The 17,195-nt window shown below is 72.3% G+C and carries 14 protein-coding genes; 6 read left to right on the plus strand and 8 right to left on the minus strand.

Translation table 11 applies throughout. The features are described 5' to 3' along the window. Positions 1–34: 34 nt before the first annotated feature. Positions 35–1,357: a serine hydrolase domain-containing protein gene (locus ACIBHY_RS25710; RefSeq protein ID WP_397251108.1), complete on the plus strand. Its 1,323-nt coding sequence runs from the start codon at positions 35–37 to the stop codon at positions 1,355–1,357. A gap of 57 nt (positions 1,358–1,414) precedes the next feature. Here ACIBHY_RS25710 and ACIBHY_RS25715 read toward each other — a convergent pair whose 3' ends face one another. Further along, on the minus strand, positions 1,415–2,605 hold the full coding sequence (locus tag ACIBHY_RS25715) for an alpha/beta hydrolase family protein (RefSeq protein WP_397307907.1): 1,191 nt from the start codon (positions 2,603–2,605) through the stop codon (positions 1,415–1,417). Positions 2,606–2,768: 163 nt separating this feature from the next. Between ACIBHY_RS25715 and ACIBHY_RS25720 the strand changes: the two genes are divergently transcribed. From ACIBHY_RS25720 to ACIBHY_RS25730, 3 genes are all read left to right on the plus strand, one after another. Further along, positions 2,769–3,920: a sensor histidine kinase gene (locus ACIBHY_RS25720; protein ID WP_397307908.1), complete on the plus strand. Its 1,152-nt coding sequence runs from the start codon at positions 2,769–2,771 to the stop codon at positions 3,918–3,920. Next, the gene (locus ACIBHY_RS25725; RefSeq protein WP_397251102.1) at positions 3,917–4,582 is read left to right on the plus strand and encodes a response regulator; all 666 of its coding nucleotides are present in this window, start codon (positions 3,917–3,919) and stop codon (positions 4,580–4,582) included. Before ACIBHY_RS25720 ends, ACIBHY_RS25725 begins: the two co-directional genes overlap by 4 nt. Before the next feature lie 104 nt (positions 4,583–4,686). Continuing rightward, positions 4,687–5,583 carry a hypothetical protein gene (locus tag ACIBHY_RS25730; RefSeq protein ID WP_397307909.1) on the plus strand — a complete coding sequence of 299 codons (897 nt, stop codon included), beginning with the start codon at positions 4,687–4,689 and terminating at the stop codon, positions 5,581–5,583. 35 nt (positions 5,584–5,618) lie between these two features. On the opposite strand, the gene ACIBHY_RS25735 is transcribed toward ACIBHY_RS25730, so the two are convergent. From ACIBHY_RS25735 to ACIBHY_RS25765, 7 genes are all read right to left on the minus strand, one after another. Further along, positions 5,619–6,563, minus strand: coding sequence for a sulfotransferase family protein (locus ACIBHY_RS25735; RefSeq protein WP_397307910.1), 945 nt, complete (start codon positions 6,561–6,563; stop codon positions 5,619–5,621). A 99-nt stretch (positions 6,564–6,662) separates the two neighbouring features. Beyond that, on the minus strand, positions 6,663–7,631 hold the full coding sequence (locus ACIBHY_RS25740) for an SDR family NAD(P)-dependent oxidoreductase (RefSeq protein ID WP_397307911.1): 969 nt from the start codon (positions 7,629–7,631) through the stop codon (positions 6,663–6,665). A 40-nt stretch (positions 7,632–7,671) separates the two neighbouring features. Next, complete coding sequence (locus ACIBHY_RS25745; RefSeq protein WP_397307912.1) at positions 7,672–8,637, minus strand: ABC transporter permease; 966 nt, start codon at positions 8,635–8,637, stop codon at positions 7,672–7,674. After that, positions 8,634–9,551 (minus strand): ABC transporter permease, encoded by a 918-nt coding sequence (locus tag ACIBHY_RS25750; protein WP_397251092.1) that lies wholly within the window; start codon positions 9,549–9,551, stop codon positions 8,634–8,636. Before ACIBHY_RS25750 ends, ACIBHY_RS25745 begins: the two co-directional genes overlap by 4 nt. Beyond that, positions 9,544–11,070, minus strand: a complete 1,527-nt coding sequence (locus tag ACIBHY_RS25755) for a sugar ABC transporter ATP-binding protein (protein WP_397307913.1) — start codon at positions 11,068–11,070, stop codon at positions 9,544–9,546. The genes ACIBHY_RS25750 and ACIBHY_RS25755 overlap by 8 nt, the downstream gene beginning before the upstream one ends. Beyond that, on the minus strand, positions 11,057–12,118 hold the full coding sequence (locus tag ACIBHY_RS25760) for an ABC transporter substrate-binding protein (RefSeq protein WP_397307914.1): 1,062 nt from the start codon (positions 12,116–12,118) through the stop codon (positions 11,057–11,059). The genes ACIBHY_RS25755 and ACIBHY_RS25760 overlap by 14 nt, the downstream gene beginning before the upstream one ends. 13 nt (positions 12,119–12,131) lie before the next feature. Continuing rightward, positions 12,132–14,651, minus strand: coding sequence for a PA14 domain-containing protein (locus ACIBHY_RS25765; RefSeq protein WP_397307915.1), 2,520 nt, complete (start codon positions 14,649–14,651; stop codon positions 12,132–12,134). Between the two features lie 144 nt (positions 14,652–14,795). Between ACIBHY_RS25765 and ACIBHY_RS25770 the strand changes: the two genes are divergently transcribed. Continuing rightward, positions 14,796–15,596: a DeoR/GlpR family DNA-binding transcription regulator gene (locus ACIBHY_RS25770; RefSeq protein WP_379624826.1), complete on the plus strand. Its 801-nt coding sequence runs from the start codon at positions 14,796–14,798 to the stop codon at positions 15,594–15,596. 65 nt (positions 15,597–15,661) lie between these two features. Further along, positions 15,662–17,155, plus strand: a complete 1,494-nt coding sequence (locus ACIBHY_RS25775; protein WP_397251086.1) for a sugar ABC transporter ATP-binding protein — start codon at positions 15,662–15,664, stop codon at positions 17,153–17,155. Positions 17,156–17,195: the final 40 nt, after the last annotated feature.

Below are 17,195 nucleotides of genomic sequence, written 5' to 3' on the forward strand. Positions count from 1 at the left end.
GCCCCGGGCCGAGGCCGGGCAGCAGGATGAGCGAATGGCTGACCTCACCCACCTGCAGAGCCTGCTCGACAGCGAGGCGACTTCCCTGCACGTCCCCGGAGCCGCCGTGGGCGTGCTGTTCGACGGCGCGGAACACGTGCTCACCACCGGCGTCACCAGCGTCGACGCGCCGGCGCCCGTGACGGCCGACACGTTGTTCCAGATCGGGTCGACCACCAAGACGGTCACCGCGACCGTGATCATGCATCTCATCGAGGAGGGCCGGCTCGACCTCGACGGGCGGGTACGCACGTACCTGCCCGAGTTCCGGCTCGCCGACGAGACCGCCGCGCAGGAGGTGACCATCCGGCACCTGCTCACCCACACCGGCGGGTTCCTCGGCGACATCGACGACGGCCAGAGCTGGGGCGACGACGCGCTGGCCGAGGCGATCAAGGTCTACGAGCGGCTGCCCCAGCTCTTCGCCCCCGGCACGCTCGCCTCCTACAGCAACGCCGGGTTCCGGCTGCTCGGGCGCGTCATCGAGGTCGTGTGCGGCGAGCCGTACGAGAGCGTCGTCGAGCGGGTCGTGCTCCAGCCGCTGGGCATGCGCGACAGCTTCTTCTTCCCCTGGGTCGCCGCCACCCGCCCGCACGCCGTCGGCCACGTCGTGCGCGAGGACGGCGCGCACGTCTCGCACACCTGGGGCCTGTTCCGCGACGCCATGGCCGAGGGCGGTCTCGCCTCGTCGGTCCGCGACCAGCTCCGCTACGCCGCCTTCCACCTGGGCCTGGGCGGCGAACGGCCGGTCAACGCCGCCACCAGGGAGCTGATGCGCTCCGAGCACGTCGCCGTCGGCGTGCCGTGGTCCGGGGTCGGCCTGCCGTGGCTGCTGGAGGAGCAGGGCGGCGTCCGCCTGGTCACCCACGGCGGCAACATCGGCAACGTGCAGCTGTCCACGTTCGTCCTGGCCCCCGAGCGCGGCTTCGCCGTCACCACGCTCACCAACTCCGGGCCGGGCAAGGTCCTGGGCAAGCGGGTGACCGACTGGTGCCTGGAGCACCTGCTCGACGCCAAGCACGACGAGGTACGGCTGACGCTGCGCGAGCCCGCCCCCGAGTACGCCGGCGGCTATGACGCCGGCCAGTGGGTCTTCGAGGTGGACGAGAACCTGGTGGCCCGGTTCGTGCTGACGCCCGAGCTGGTGGCGGCCGGGGTGGAGGGGATGCCCGACATGGCGCTGGCCCTGGTCGAGGGCGGTGACGACGTGACGCTCGCCGCCGACCCGCAGCGGGCCGTGGGCCGGTTCCTGCGCGACGACGCGGGCGAGATCTCCTTCCTGCATCTGGGCGGCAGAGCGGCCCGCCGCATCCGCTGACCTCCGCGTGGCGCCGGTCCGGCCGGGAAGTTCTCTCCCGGCCGGACCGGCACGGGGTCAGGGGATGATCGACACGTCGGGGTGCTGGGGGCTGGGCGCGTCGAACAGCCGGGTGGGCCGGTTCTTCAGGTGCAGGTCGAAGAAGGCCGCCACGTACGCCCGCTGCGCCGCGACCGACCGCCGGGGGTCGATGGTGCCCACGAAGTCGGCGACCGGAACCTTCGGCACCGTCTCGGCGATCTTCGGCAGCATCGCCTGCAGATCGGTGAAGGAGCCGTGCGCGGCCCCCGCGAAGCGCAGCTCCCGCTTCCAGCCGGTCGAGGCCCGCCAGAAGGACTTCCAGCTCGGTTCGTTCTCCCGGGTGTGCGCCTCGGCCGCGAGCTGCAGGAACGGCCGGCCGACCCCCGTCGTGGCCACCCGGCCGACGTAGCCGCCGTCGAGGTTCACCCCCGCGTCCACCCGCCGGTCGTCGTGGACGAGCTGCGCGGCCACCGACCCGCCGAGCGACTGCCCGAGCGCCCCCACCCGCGACAGGTCCGGCGCCCCGCGCAGGCCGTCGGGCAGCCGCGCCTCGGTCCCCAGCTTTCCACCGCCGGCCAGCGCGGCGACCCGGCCGAGGACGAACCGCATGTCCGCCAGCCGCGCCTGCGAGTGGCGCGCCAGCAGCTTGGCGATCACGCGCGGCGTCAGCTTCGACGGCAGGGGCAGCGCCCGCACGACCCGCCCGCCGGGGAACTCCACCTGGTCGGCCTCGTAGGTGTGGTCCACGGTGACGACCAGGTAGCCGCGCGAGGCCAGGTCCTGCACCAGCGTGGTGCCGAGGGTGCGCGGGCCGCCGTCCCCTGAGCCGAACAGCACCACGGGCAGCTTGCCCGCCCGGGGATCCACGGGTGCGCCGGTGCGCGCGTGGGTGGCCGTGGCGGCCCAGTTCACGGCGCCCGCCTTGATGCCCATGGGCGGGGCGGAGTGACGGTCCCAGTCGGCCGCGGCGAGGGGCGCCATGTGCGGGGCGACGGGCGCGCCGCTCTCCTTGGCCGGGTACCACAGGCTGACCATCAGCTCCCGGTAGGGCTTCGAGCGGACCAGCGGATCGGGACGCGAGCTGTCGACCAGCCGCACCGCGACGGTTCCCACGCGGTACGGCCCGCCCGGCGCGGGCAGGTCCACCGTCACGGGCTGCGCGCCTGAGGCGGCGGAGGTGGCGAGCGTCAGCGCGGCGAGCGCCGCGGGGATCATGGTGAAGGTCATGCGGACTCCTCATCGGAAACGTCCCGACAGGCTCGCAGCGGGGCGCGGGCCGGGCCCAGCGGCGAACGGCTGATCCCCGCCTGCGACTTCTGGATGACCCGCCCGGATGTTCATCCCGGAGGAGGATGGGGAGCGAACCCGCAGGACAACTAGGGTGAACGCCATGAAACCGGCCGCTCTCATGGCACTCGCCCGACGCTCGTCCCTGCCGGTCGACGGGCTGCTGGCGGCTGCGATCTTCGTGGTCACGCTCGGGCCGGGCCAGGTGACGGCCCGGGCGGAGCTGGTCCCGCTGCAGGTCGCCCTGGTGGCGCCGCTGGTGTGGCGGCGGCGGGCGCCGGTGACGGTGTTCTTCGCGATCGCGGTGGCCGCGGCCGTTCAGTGGGTGGCCGGGGTGCAGTTGCCCGCCGACGTGTCCTTGCTGGTCGCGCTCTACACCGTCGCCGCGCGCGGCACCTGGTGGTGGACGGCGGCGGCCGGGGTGACGCTGGAGGCCGGAGCGCTGCTGGCCGCGGCCCGGTGGGCGCCGCCCGGCCAGTTCCCGTTCACGGCCGCGGCTCTGACGGCACTGGTCGCCGCCGCCCTCACGACGGGGTTGTGGGCGCGGGAACGGCGGGCGTACGTGCTGTCGCTGGAGCACGACCGCGAGCGGCGCGCCCGGCTCGCCGTCGCGGAGGAGCGCGCCCGCATGACCCGCGACCTGCACGACATCGTCACGCACAACCTGTCGGTCATGGTGGCGCTGGCCGACAGCGCCGCGTACGTGCGCCGGCGCGCTCCCGAGCGCGCGGACGCCGCCGTCGACCAGATCGCCGACACCGGGCGGCAGGCCCTGGCCGACATGCGCCGCGCCCTCGGCGAGGTGGCCGAGCCGCTGCACCCGGCGCCGGGGATCGCCCAGCTCGACGCCCTCGCCGGCAGGATGCGCGCGGCCGGGCTGCCGACCCGCCTGGAGATGAGCGGCGACCCCGCCGCGATCCCGGCCGCCGCCCAGCTCACCGTCTACCGGCTCGCCCAGGAGGCGCTGACGAACGTCCTCGGGCACGCCCCGGGCGCGACGGCCGTGGTCACGCTCGCCCTGACACCGGGGCAGGCCACCGTCGAGATCACCAACGACGCGCCCACCGGCCGGGCGCCGGGGGCCGCGGCCGGGAGGGCGCCCGGAGCCGGCGACCGGCGGGGGCTGGCCGGGATGCGGGAACGGGTCGCCGCCTACGGCGGGAGCTTCGAGGCCGGGCCGGTGCCCGGCGGGGGATGGCGGGTGTCGGCGCGGCTCGACCTCGCGGCCGGCCTGGCGGGCAGGGGCGCGGCATGACGATCCGGCTGTTGCTGGCCGATGACGAGTCGTTGCTGCGCATGGCGTTCCGCATGGTGTTCGAGGCCGAGCCGGACATGGTGGTGGCGGGCGAGGCGGGCGACGGCGAGGAGGCCGCGCGGCTGGCCAGGCGGCTGCGCCCCGACGTCGTGCTGATGGACGTGCGCATGCCCGGCGTCGACGGTATCGAGGCCACCCGCAGGATCGCGAGGGACACCCCGGGGGCGCGCGTGCTCATCCTGACCACGTTCGACCTGGACGAGTACGCCTTCGCCGGGCTGAAGGCCGGGGCGGCGGGCTTCCTGCCGAAGAACACGCGCCCCGAGGACCTGCTGACCGCGATCCGCAACGTCGCGGCGGGCGAGGCCGCGGTGTCGCCGCGCGTCACGCGCCGCCTGCTGGAGAGGTTCGCGCCGCAGCTCATGCCGGGCGCTCCCGAGCAGGACGAACGGCTGGCCGAACTCACCTCCCGCGAACGGGAGGTATTGGTCCAGGTGGCGCGCGGGCTGTCCAACGCCGAGGTCGCCGCCGCCCTGTGCCTGGCGGAGGCCACCGTGAAGACGCACCTCAGCCGGGTCCTGGTGAAGCTGGGGCTGCGCGACCGTACCCAGGTCGTGGTCTTCGCCTACGAGAGCGGCCTCGTTCGCCCGGCGGGGCCGTGACACGCCCGCCGTATTCCCTATAAAATAAATAGGAAATACATGAATATTCCAAGTGAAGGTGAAGCCCCATGTGCAGCCTGGGACCGGGCCCTACTGTCATGTCCATGTCGATCGATATCCAGGAAATGCTTCCCGACCCCGGCCGATCGGTGGTGGCGATCGGCCCCCCGGTGTCCGGCGAGGGGTACTGGGCGGGCGCGCCCAGCGCGGTGGCCGGTGACGGCCTGATCTACCTCGCCTACCGGCTGCGCCGTCCCGTGGGAGAGGGGCGGGGCTACGCGATCGTGGTCGCCCGCTCCGCCGACGGCGAGCGCTTCGAGCCGCTGGTGACGATCACGCGCGAGCGGATGGCCGCCGAGTCGCTGGAACGGCCCGCCCTGGTCCGCACCCCCGAGGGACGCTGGCGGCTCTACCTGAGCTGCGCGACCCCCGGCACCAAGCACTGGCGGGTGGAGGTGCTCGAAGCCGCCGACCCGTCCGGGTTCGACCCGGCCGCGCGGCGTACCGTCCTGCCGGGCGACCCGAAGACGGGCGTGAAGGACCCGGTCATCGTACGGCGGGGCGGCCAATGGCACCTGTGGGCCTCCTGCCATCCGCTGGCCGACCCCGACGAGGCCGACCAGATGGTCACCGACTACGCCACCAGTGCCGACGGCCTCGACTGGACCTGGCACGGAACGGCGCTGAGCGGCCGCCCCGGCCTCTGGGACGCCCGCGGGGTGCGCGTCAGCGCCGTCCGCTTCGAGGGCGAGGGGGTCGTGGCCTTCTACGACGGCCGGGCCAGCGCGACGGAGAACTACGAGGAGCGGACCGGGGTCGCGCGGGGCGACGAGCCCGCCTCGATGACGCCGGTCGGCACGCAACCCGCCGCGGCCTCCCCGCACCACGGGGGCGGCCTGCGCTACCTGGACATCCTCGACCTGCCCGGGGGCGGCACCCGGCTGTACTACGAGTACACGAGGCCGGACGGCGCCCACGAGCTCCGCACGGAACTCCGCTGATCGGCCGCGCCGCCTGATCGGCCAGGCCCGGCCGATCAGGCGGGGCGGCCGTTCCTGGCCTGGCGCTGGCCCGGCGGGCGTGGGCCGACCAGCCCGCCGGAGCGTTCCTTGGGACCGAGCCAGTCGCTGAAGTCCTCGCCGGTGACCTGCTGCAGGAGCAGGATGTCGGCGGCGAAGTAGGTGATCAGCTCACGGCGCTGCTCCCACGTCAGCGGCCGCCGGGCCAGGCCGTCGCGCTGCAGCCGGGTCTCGACGCGGTCGGCCAGCTCGCCGCGCAGCCGCCGCCGGAACGCCGACAGCAACGAGGGGCGCCGGCCGGGGTGGGCGGTGACGTTCTCCCTGGGCACCTCGGTGAGCAGGCCCTCGGCGACGCCGAGGAAGGCGCAGATCCGGTCGAGTGTCTCGGCCGGGCGGTCGAGCAGGTCACGGTAGCGGAAGGTCAGCACCTGCTCGCGCGGGAACAAGGTGAACAGGTGGGCGAGCTGCTCGCCGTACCTGCCCAGACCGGTGTAGTGCCAGAAGTGCGCCCAGCCCGCCGCGATCCGCCGCGGCTCGTCGGCGCACGCGTGTACGACGTCGTCGAGCGGTTCCAGCCCCGCCGACCACAGGTGGACCCAGTTGGAATGCGCCCGCTCGACCGGATCGCGCAGGATCGCGATGAGCCGGGCCTGGGGGAGGGCCGCGTGGATGCGCCGCTGCGCGGCCAGGTCATAGAGATAGAACGGCGTCGCCTCCCCGCGCAGCGCGCCCGGCGGCGCCCCGGCGAACAGCGCCTCGTAGTCCTGGCGCCGCCACACGTGCTCGCGGTAGGTCGCGGCGTCGCCGGGACCGCCCTGCGTGGGCGGCGGACCGCCGGTGAGGAAGTGCTTGGGCTCCTTGACCGCGGACAGGAAGAGGTCCGGGTGGCGCTGGAGCGCGGCGTGCAGGGCGGTCGTCCCGGTCTTGGGGGCGCCGATGACGAGGAAGTCCGGCAGGGGCATGGTCGCTCCTTAGGCTGTACCCCCTTTTTCCTACCAAATGTGTGGGATATTGCAAGCCTTCCCGTCAAGGCGGCGCACGCTCTCAGTGAGGATCGTCGATCAGGCGAAGGCGTCGAGGCCGGTGAGTCCGGCCGAGAGCGCCCAGAGGCGGGCCGCCTGGTCCGGGTCGCACGCGTGCTCGCGCACGCCCTCGGTCAGCGCGCCGTCGGCCGGGGCGGGCGGAGCGGGCGGGGCGACGTCGCCGTCCTCGCAGTACAGGCCGCCCATCCCGGCCAGGCTGGGGGAGGTGGCCGCCCACACCTGGGTCGCCGCGCCCTGCGCGACGGTCTTGAACGCGGAGGGGTCGATGGCGCCCTCCTCGTCCATCCAGCCGTTGGCGATCATCTCCTCCCTGGGGATGTGGCGGGCCAGTGAGGTGGCGACGACGCCGGGGTGCACCGAGAAGGCGCGCACGCCCGCGTCCTCGCCGAGCGCGTCCAGGTGCACGGCGAACAGCGCGTTGGCGGTCTTGGCCTGGCCGTAGGCCTGCCACTTGTCGTAGCCGCCGGTGAAGTGCACGTCGGGCCAGCGGATGCCGGAGAGCTGGTGGCCCCTGGAGGACAGGGACACCACCCGGGCCGCGCCGTCCGCGATCGCCGGCCAGAGCAGGTTGACCAGCGCGTAGTGGCCGAGGTGATTGATGGCGAACTGGGCCTCCCACCCGGGACCGACGCGCGCCGGCGGGCAGGCCATCACCCCGGCGTTGTTGACCATCAGATTGACCGCGCGGCCCGAGGCCAGGAACCGCTCGGCGAAGCCGCGCACGCTGTCCAGGTCGGCGAGGTCCAGCTCCCCGACCTCCACGCCGTCGATGCCCTTGACCGCTTCCTCGGCCTCCTCGGGCCGCCGCGCGAGGGCGACGACGTGCGCCCCCGCCTCCGCGAGGGCCCGGGTCGTCTCCAGGCCGAGGCCGGAGGCGCCGCCGGTGACGATCGCGAGCCGCCCGCCGAGGTCGATTCCGCGCAGGACATCGCCGGTGGTGCTCGTGGCGCCGAAACCTGAGCCGATCTTGCGTTGCCGTGTCGTCATGCTCCGACGCTAGGACCTGGAGTTCACTCCAGGTCAAACGTCAGTTCAGCCGCTGCGCCCTGCTGAGCAGCCGCTGCGCGACCACGACCAGCGCCAGGAACGCCCCGCTGACCACCTGCTGGAAGGAGGAGGTGAGGTTGCCGACCTGGTTGATCAGGCTCTGGATCACACCGAGCAGCAGCACCCCGGCCACCGTCCCGGTGACGCCACCGGCCCCGCCCGTCAGCAGCGTCCCGCCGATGACCACCGCGGCGATGGCGTCGAGTTCCATGCCGATGCCGAGAATGGTCACGCCGGATGACAGCCGGGCGGCGTTGAGCGCCCCCGCCAGGCCCGCCAGCAGCCCGGACATCAGATACACCAGGACCTTCGTCCGGGCGACGGGCACCCCCATGAGCGCCGCCGCCTGCTCGTTGCCGCCGATGGCGTAGACGTTCTGCCCGAACCCGGTCCGCTGCAGCAGCACCATCGCCGCCAGCACGAGCACGACCGTGACGTAGACCGGATAGGTGAGCCCGAGCAGCTCACCCTGGCCGAGCGCCGCGAACGCCGGATCGGAGACCAGGTAGGTGGTGGCGCCCTCGTCGGAGATGGCCAGCATGAGCCCGCGTACGCCGAGCAGGCCGGCCAGCGTGACGATGAAGGGCGCGAGGCCGGTTCTGGCGATGATCAGGCCCTGGACCAGGCCGACCAGGCCGCAGACGGCCAGCGGCAGGAGCAGCGCGGCGGCGAAGCCGTACCGTGAGCCGGCGGCGGCGAGCACCCCGCCGAGCACGAACAGCGAACCGACGGACAGGTCGATGCCGCCGCCGATGATCACGAAGGTCATGCCGATCGCGACGACGGCCAGGAACGAGGAGGAGACCACGACGCTGGCGGCGTTGCCCACGGTGGCGAAGGAGTCGAAGGCCAGCGTGCCGACGACGATCAGCACCCCGAGCACCATCAGCGCGCCGTGCTGCTGGAGCACCCGGCCTATCTCTTCCCTGCGGGTGACGGTCGTCATCGCCTGACACGCTCCCTCGTCACATACACGGCGGCGAGGATGATGACCGCCTGGACCATCTGCGTCCACGACTGGGGCAGGTTGTGCTTGATGAGCGTGGCCGACAGCAACTGCATCAGCAGGGCGCCCATCACGGTGCTGGCGACCCTGATCCGCCCGCCCGACAAGGGCGTGCCGCCCACGACGACCGCGGTGATCGCCGACAGTTCGATGAACATCCCGAGCGAGGTGGGGTCGCTGGCCTGCAGCCGGGCGGTCGCCAGCACCCCGGCCAGCGCCGCGAGCAGCCCGGAGATCACATAGACGAGCACGAGGACCCGTTTCACCGGCAGCCCGGACAGCTCCGAGGCGGCCCGGTTGCCGCCGATCGCCACCACCTGCCGCCCGAACGTGGTCCTGCGCACCAGGAAGGCCACGACGAGCGTCAGCACGGCGGCGATGATCACGATGAGCGGGACGCCGAACAGCGAGCTGCTGCCGAGGGCGATGAGGTCGGGATTGCGGAACTCGACCAGCTGCGGCACGAGCACGTTGGCCAGCCCGCGGACGCCGACGAGCAGGGCCAGGGTCGCCACGATCGGCTGGATGCCCACGTAGGCGACGAGCGTGCCGCCCGCCGCGCCCGCGACGGCGCCGCCGGCCAGCGCGACCACGAGGGCGGCCGCCGCGCCGTACCCCAGATAGAGGGCGGTCAGGGCGGCGGCCATCGCCATCACCGAGCCCACGGACAGGTCGATGCCCTTCGTGCCGATCACCAGCGCCATGCCCAGCGAGATGATCACGATGGGGGAGACCTGGACGAGCTGGGTGCGGAAGTTGGCCGCGTCGAGGAAGTACGGCGTGAACAGCACGTTGAACAGCAGCAGCGCGAGCACCGCGGCGTAGACGCCGTAGTCGCGGATCCACCTAGTCATCGGCGCGCTCCGCGATGGCCGCCATGATCTTCTCCTCGGTCACGTTCTCGCCGGACAGTTCGCCGACCACCGCGCCCTCGCGCAGGACGAGGATCCGGTCGGCGCCCTCGACCAGTTCCTCCAGGTCCGAGGAGATGAGCAGCACGCCCAGGCCCTCCCGGGCGAGCTCGTCGATGAGGGCCTGCACCTCCGCCTTGGCGCCGACGTCGACGCCGCGGGTGGGCTCGTCCAGGAGCAGGACCTTCGGCCGCACCGCCAGCCACCGGGCCAGCAGCACCTTCTGCTGGTTGCCGCCCGACAGCTCCGACACGGCCTGGTGCGGCGAGGACGCCTTGATCCGCAGCCGCCGCATGAAGATCTCCACCACCCGGTCGATCCGGGAGTCGGACACGACGCCCGCGCGGGCCAGCGAGGGCAGGGCGGCCAGCGCGATGTTGTCGCGTACCGACAGGCCGGGGATGATGCCCTCGGCCTTGCGGTCCTCGGGCAGCATGCTCACGCCGGCGCCGATCGCCGCCTTGGTCCCGCCGCGGGGCAGCGGCGCCCCCGCCACGAGCACCTGCCCGCCGTCCAGGGGCAGCGCGCCGACGATGGCCTTCGCGGTTTCCGTACGGCCGGCGCCCAGCAGCCCGCCGAGCCCGACCACTTCGCCGGGCCGGACCGAGACGGTGACGTCGGACAGCACGTGCCGCCGGGTCAGCCCGCGGGCCTCGACGACGGGCGTGCCGTTCACGGCGCCCTGGTCGCGGTTGAAGCGGGTGAGCCCGCCGCTCTTCACCTCGGCCAGGTCGCGGCCGAGCATGAGGGAGATGAGCTTGAGCCGGTCCAGGCCCGCCAGCGGCCCGGTGTGCGCCACGCGGCCGTCGCGCAGCACGGTCACGTTGTCGCAGACCCGGTAGAGCTCGTCGAGGCGGTGGCTGACGTAGATGACGGCGATGCCGGACGCGCGCAGCCGGCCGATGACGCCGAACAGCGTCTCGACCTCGCGCGGCTCCAGCGACGAGGTGGGCTCGTCCATGATGACCACCTTGGCGTCGACGGAGACCGCCCTGGCCAGGGCGACCATCTGCTGGGCGCCGACGCCGAGGCTGCGCAGCGGGCGCCTGACGTCGGTGTCGAGGCCGAAACCGCGCAGGACGGCGCGGGCGTGGCCGTACAGCCTGGCGGTGTCGATCACCCCCAGCCGGCCGCGGGGCTCGCGGCCGAGCAGGAGGTTGCGCGCGACGCTCATCATCGGGACGAGGTTGACCTCCTGGTAGATGGTGGAGATCCCGGCCCGCTGCGCCTCCAGGGGGGAGGCGAAGCCGGCCGGTGCTCCGTTGTAGCGCAGTTCGCCGCCGTCGGGCCGGTAGACGCCGGTGAAGACCTTGATGAGGGTGGACTTGCCGGCGCCGTTCTCGCCCACGAGGGCGTGCACCTCGCCGGCCCCGAGGGCGAGATGCACGTCGTCGAGCGCCACCACGCCGGGAAAGCGTTTAGTGATCCCCCGAGCTTCCAGCATGGGTTCAGTACGCTTCACCGAGCGAGTCCTTGGCGTTGGCCTGGTCGTATTCGCGATCGGAGATGATCACTTTCTCGGCGATGCCCTCGCCGCCGAGGAACTTCGCGGCGGTCTCGAAGGCGAGCGGGCCGAAGCGGGGGTTCGACTCGATCACCGAGTGCAGCCAGCCGTCGACGATGGCCTGGACCGCGCTCCTGGTCCCGTCGATGGAGACGATCTTGATGTCGCCCGGCTGCTTGCCCGCGCCCTTCAGCGCGGTCACGGCGCCGAGCGCCATCTCGTCGTTCTCCGCGTAGATGCCGTTGATGTCGGGGTTGGACTGGATGAGCTGCTCGGTGACCTGCTGGCCCTTCTCCCGCGCGAACTCGCCGGTCTGCTCGAAGCTGATCGTGATGCCGGGGGCCTTCTCCTTGACCCGGTCCTTGAAGCCGTTGGTGCGCTCGGTGGTGACGTTGTTGCCGGGCGCGCCGAGCAGGATGGCCACCTTGCCCTTGCCGCCGACCGCCTCGATCATCTTGTCGGCGGCCCGCTTGCCCTGCTCGTAGAAGTCCGAGCCGATGAAGGTCAGGTAGTCGGTGCAGGCCTTGGCGTTGATCTTCCGGTCGACCGTGATGATCGGGACCTTCTTGGCCGCCGCCTGCTGCAGCACCGGCTCCCAGCCGTCGGAGTTCAGGGGCGCGATCACCAGGAGCTTGGCGCCCTGCGCGATGAGCTGCTCCACGTCGGTGATCTGCTTGGAGAACTGCGACTGGGCGTTGGTCACCTTCAGGTTGGTGATGCCGACCTTCGCCGCCTCGTCCTTGATCGACTTGGTCTCGGCGATGCGGAACGGGTTGGCCTCCTTCTCCGACTGGGAGAAGCCGACCGTGGCGCTCTTCAGGTCGAAGGCGGCGCCGCCGAAGCGTTCCAGGGTGCAGGTCGGTCCTTCGGCGGTGCCGGTGGGCGTCTTGACGACCTGCTGACCGGCCGTGGAGGACGGCGCGGCCGCCGTCTGCGGTTCCTCGCCCTTGGCACAGCCGGCCACGGTCACGAGGACGGCCATCGCCAGGATCGCGGTGCGGGACATGGTGGTTCCTTTCCTAGCAGGCGGGCGAGATCTCGTCGACGAGCGCCCGGTTGGCGGCCCGGACCCTGGCGAGGTCGGGCTTGATGACCGCCCGGTCGTAGGTCATGAGCCCGTTGAGCTCCACCTCCACGTCCGTGGTCTGGGTGTAGATCGCGGCGCTGAGGCCCTCGCAGGCGTGCAGCCGCCGCAGCGTCTGGTCCATCTCGACGTAGCGGGTGGTGAGGGTCTCGGCGTCGGGTTCGACGCGGTAGCCCCAGCCGCCGCCCGACCAGGTGTGGCCGATGACGAGCAGGCCGAGCCCGCCGTACTCGCCGAGGACCGAGGCCCTGGTCGCGCTCGGCGGCGAGACCGGTGCGGGGCCCGGGTACATGTGCCAGTCGATGACGTCGCCGTTGCCGCCGTCCTGGGCGCCGCAGCAGTTGACGCCGCTCTGGTTGTCGACCAGGCGCGAGGGGTCCCAGCTCTTGACCAGGTCGGCGACCCTGGCCACCTCGTACTGGCCCCAGCTCTCGTTGAACGGCACCCACATGACGATCGAGGGGCTGGAGCGGTGCTGGTCGACGATGCGCCGGAACTCGGTCTCGAACTGGGCCTGGTTGGTGTTGCCCGAGGTCGAGGGCATGTCCTGCCAGACGAGCAGGCCGAGCTTGTCGGCGTGGTGGTACCAGCGGTCGGACTCGACCTTGACGTGTTTGCGCACCGTGTTGAACCCGGCCTGCTTGGTGACCTCCAGGTCGTAGCGCAGCGCGGCGTCCGTGGGGGCGGTGTAGAGGCCGTCGGGCCAGAAACCCTGATCGAGCGGGCCGAGCTGGAAGACGGGCCGGCCGTTCAGCAGCATCCGGGTCTTGCCGGCGACCTGGCCGATCGAGATCTCCCGCATGCCGAAGTAGGAGCGCACGCCGTCGTCGCCGGTCGAGACGGACAGGTCGTACAGGAAGGGGGTGTCCGGGGTCCACGCCTTGGGCTGGGGAACCGGCAGGCTCAGCTCGGTGCCCGAGCGCCCGCTCACGCGGCCGACGACCTTCGAGCCGTCCCGCGCCACCAGGCTGACCCGCGTGCCGGCGAGGCCGGCGTTGACGGTCACCTTCAGCCTCTGGCCCTTGAGGTCGGGCACGGAGTCGACCGACAGGATCCGGTTGCGCGGCGCGGGCTCCATCCAGACGGTCTGCCAGATGCCCGAGCTGGGCGTGTACCAGATGCTGCCCGGGGTCAGGCGCTGCTTGCCGGTGGGGTAGTTGCCCTTGTCGGTGGGGTCGTAGACGCCGACGATCAGTTCCTGGGGGCCCCGGCGCTTGAGGGCGTCGGTCACGTCGACGGTGAAGCGGTCGTAGCCGCCGCGGTGGGTGGCCAGGCGCGTGCCGTTGACGTAGACGGTGGACTCCCAGTCCACGGCGTCGAGGTGGAGGATGACCCGCTCGCCGCGCCAGCCGTTCGGGACCTCGAAGGTCCTGCGGTACCACATGCGGTCCTCGGTCCTGCCGATGCCGGACAGCGCCGACTCGACCGGGAAGGGCACGGTGATCCGCTCGGCCAGGTTCTTGCCGACCGGCGGCTGCTCGCCCGCCTCGGCGGCGGCGAACTGCCAGGGGCCGTTGAGGCTGCGCCAGCGCTCGCGGACGAGTTGCGGCCGCGGGTACTCCGGCAGCGGGCCGGCCGGGTTCACGTCCTTGGCGAACTTGCTGGCCAGCTGGTATTCGGAGCGGTTGGCCAGCGCGGCGCGGGGGAAGGCGGGCAGCGCGGTGCCGTCGGCGAACTCGAGGCCGCCGGTGCCGTCGTAGGCGGCCCGCACGCCGTTGCCGGCCTTGAGCGGGATCTTGGCCCCCAGCTTGAACGTGAGCGTGGCGCCGGAGGAGGAGGCGGAGGTGATCGGCCAGGCCGACCCGCCTGTGGTGATCTTGAATCCGGTGGCGGCGGTGATGGGCTTGAGCGCCTTGGCGAAGGTCAGGGTGGCGGTGTCGCCCGCCGTGCCGACCTCGGCCTGGACGGGGCCCGGCGGGTCGAAGCCCTCGGGCAGGAGGAGCGCCTGCTCGGGCACGACGGTCTTGGCCAGGTCCGGGCTCTGCCAGCGCAGCCGCAGGTTGGCGCCGCCGAAGTGCTCGAAGTACTCGATCTTGATGTCGTACGTGCGCCCGGCCTCCAGGGCGATCGGGGTGCCGACCTGCTCGACGTCCCAGATGTCGCGCCAGTTGTCGATGATCAGCTTGTCGTCGACCCAGAGGCGGAAGCCGTTGTCGCCGATCATGGAGAAGGTGTAGGTGTTCGCCGCGGGGGCGGCTATGCGCCCGGTCCACCGTACGGTGACGTTCTCGTCGCGGCCGGTCAGTTCCGCGAGGGCGGGGTTGAGGTCGGAGAAGTCGATGTTCGGATCCACGGCTGTGGCCTTGAGCTCGCCGAAGTCGAACGTGCCCGGCCCGGTGCTCAGGTGGTAGTCGCCCTTGAGGCCATGCCGCTCCGCCTGCGTCGCCGCCGCGGGGGAGAGCGGCCACATCACGCTGAGCAGGACGGCCAGTGCTAAGGAGAGGCGTGTGATCACGGAGCTGCCTTCCGATCGAAAACGAGCGCCATCTCGACCAAAGAAAGCACCATTCCGACACCGGGGTCAAGGAAACTCGATCAGATTCGTTCTGAAATGGTCAGAGATGGGCAGTCCATCTCTGGTCGACTATGCTCGGGCCACGTGAGCGACACGCAGAGGGAGAGCGGCAGGCCCGTGTTCGCAGCCGAGCGCCGCCAGAGGATCCTGGAGCTGGTCCGGGCCAACGGCGCGGTCTCCCTTCGCGAGCTCGCCCAGGCGGTGCGTTCCTCGGAGGTGACCGTCCGCCGCGACCTGCGCGCGCTCGAGTCCGAGGGCCTGCTCAACCGCCACCACGGCGGCGCCACCCTGCCGGGCGACTTCACCCGCGAGCCCAGCCACACGCAGAAGAGCGCCGTGTCGGCCGCCCAGAAGACGGTCATCGCCGACCTCGCCGTCTCGCTCGTGGAGGACGGCGACGCCATCGTCATCGGCCCCGGCACCACCACCCAGGAGTTCGCTCGCCGGCTGGCCAGGCACAGCGACCTCACGGTGGTCACCAACTCCCTGCTCGTGGCCCAGGCGCTGGCCGGCTGCCCGCGCATCGAGGTGGTGGTCACCGGCGGCTCGCTGCGCGGCCCGATCCTCGCCCTGGTCGGCACCGCCGCCGAGGGCTCGCTGGCCGGCCTGCGGGTGCGCCGAGCGTTCGTCTCCGGCAACGGGCTGACCGCCGAGCGCGGCCTGTCCACGCCCAGCCTCCAGGTCGCCGCCGTCGACCGCGCGCTGGCCGCGGCGGCCGAGGAGGTCGTGGTCCTGGCCGACCACACCAAGATCGGTCACGACACGATGGTCCAGACGATCCCGGCCGAGCGCATCGCGCATCTGGTCACCGACGACGACGCGCCCCGCGACGTGCTCGACGAACTGGCCGCGAAGGGAGTGCGGCTGCACGTTGCCCAGCTCTGACCGAATGTGACATCTTCGTTGCGAGATTGTTTCTTGTTGTGGCCACCATCGGGGTGGAGGCAACCGTGCTTCAGCTTGCAGGCGTTCTCAAGACCTTCGACGGCGTCCCGGCGCTCGACCACGTCACGCTGGCCGTGCGGCCCGGCTCCGTCCACGCGGTCATCGGCGGCAACGGGGCGGGCAAGTCCACCCTGGTCAAGGTGATCTCCGGCGTGTACCGGCCCGACGCGGGCCAGGTCCTTCTCAACGGCGTGCCGGTCAGGTTCGCCGGCCCCGCGCAGGCCAGGCAGGCCGGCATCGCCACGGTCCACCAGGAGAGCGGCCTCGTCCCGACGATGAGCATCGCCCGCAACCTCTTCCTGGGCGCCGAGCCGCGCGGCCGGCTGGGGCTGATCGACTTCGCGGCCATGCACGCCCGCGCGGAAGAGCTCCTGTCCCAGTACGGCCTGCGCGTCGGCACCCGCCGCCCCCTCGACTCCCTCACCCCCGGCGCCCAGCAGCTCGTCGCCCTGGCCAGGGCCGCCTGCTCGGACGCCAAGCTGGTCATCATGGACGAGCCCGCCACCGTCCTGGAACACGCCGAGCTCAGGACCCTGCTGGCCGCCGTGACCCGGCTGCGCGAGGAGGGCCGGGCGGTGATCTACGTGACCCACCGCCTGGAGGAGCTCTACGAGATCTGCGACCGCGTCACGGTCCTGCGCGAGGGCCGCGTCGTCCACACCGGGCCGCCGGCCGGACTCGGCCGGGTCCGCCTCGTCTCGCTCATGATGGGCCGCCCCTTCCATCCCCGGGACGCCTCCCCGCTGGAGAGCTGGCCCGTGGACGAGGTCGCCGACCGGCCCGTGCTGGAGGCCAAGGGGCTGACCCGCGCGAACATGCTGGCCGGAGTGTCGCTGGCCGTACGTCCCGGGGAGGTCGTCGGCCTCGGCGGGCTGCTCGGCGCCGGTCGCAGCGAGACGGCCAGGGCCATCGCCGGGGCCCTGCCCGTCGAGTCCGGCCAGGTCACCGTGTCGGGGACGGCCAGCAGGAGGTGGTCGGTCCGCAGCGCCGTCAGGGCCGGGGTCGGCCTGGTGCCGGAGAACCGCACCACCGAGGGCATCGTGCCCAACCTGTCCGTACGCGACAACATCGCCCTGGCCGCGCTGCCGCGCCTGTCCCATGCCGGCATCGTGGCCGACACCCGGATCGACAGGATCGTCACCACCTTCATGACGCGGCTGGACATCAAGGCCGCCTCGCCCCGCCAGCTCGCCGGCGAGCTGTCCGGCGGCAACCAGCAGAAGGTGCTGCTGGCCCGGTGGCTGGCCATGCAGCCCAAGGTCCTGCTGCTGGACGAGCCCAGCAGGGGAGTGGACCAGGCCAGCAAGCGGCAGATCCAGACCCTCCTGGACGAGCTCGCCGTCGACGGCCTGGCCATTCTGCTGATCTCCTCGGACGTGGGCGAGCTCGTGGACAACTGCGACTCGGTGGTGGTGCTGCGCGACGGCGCCATCACCCACCAGCTCAGCGGGCCGGAGGTGACCGAGGACCGGCTGCTCGCCGCCCTCGCCGACGGCTAGAACCGGACGATCTCTTGAACGGTTCTTGTGCGCGACGATC

The organism is Nonomuraea sp. NPDC050547, from assembly GCF_044457345.1.
GTDB lineage: Bacteria > Actinomycetota > Actinomycetes > Streptosporangiales > Streptosporangiaceae > Nonomuraea.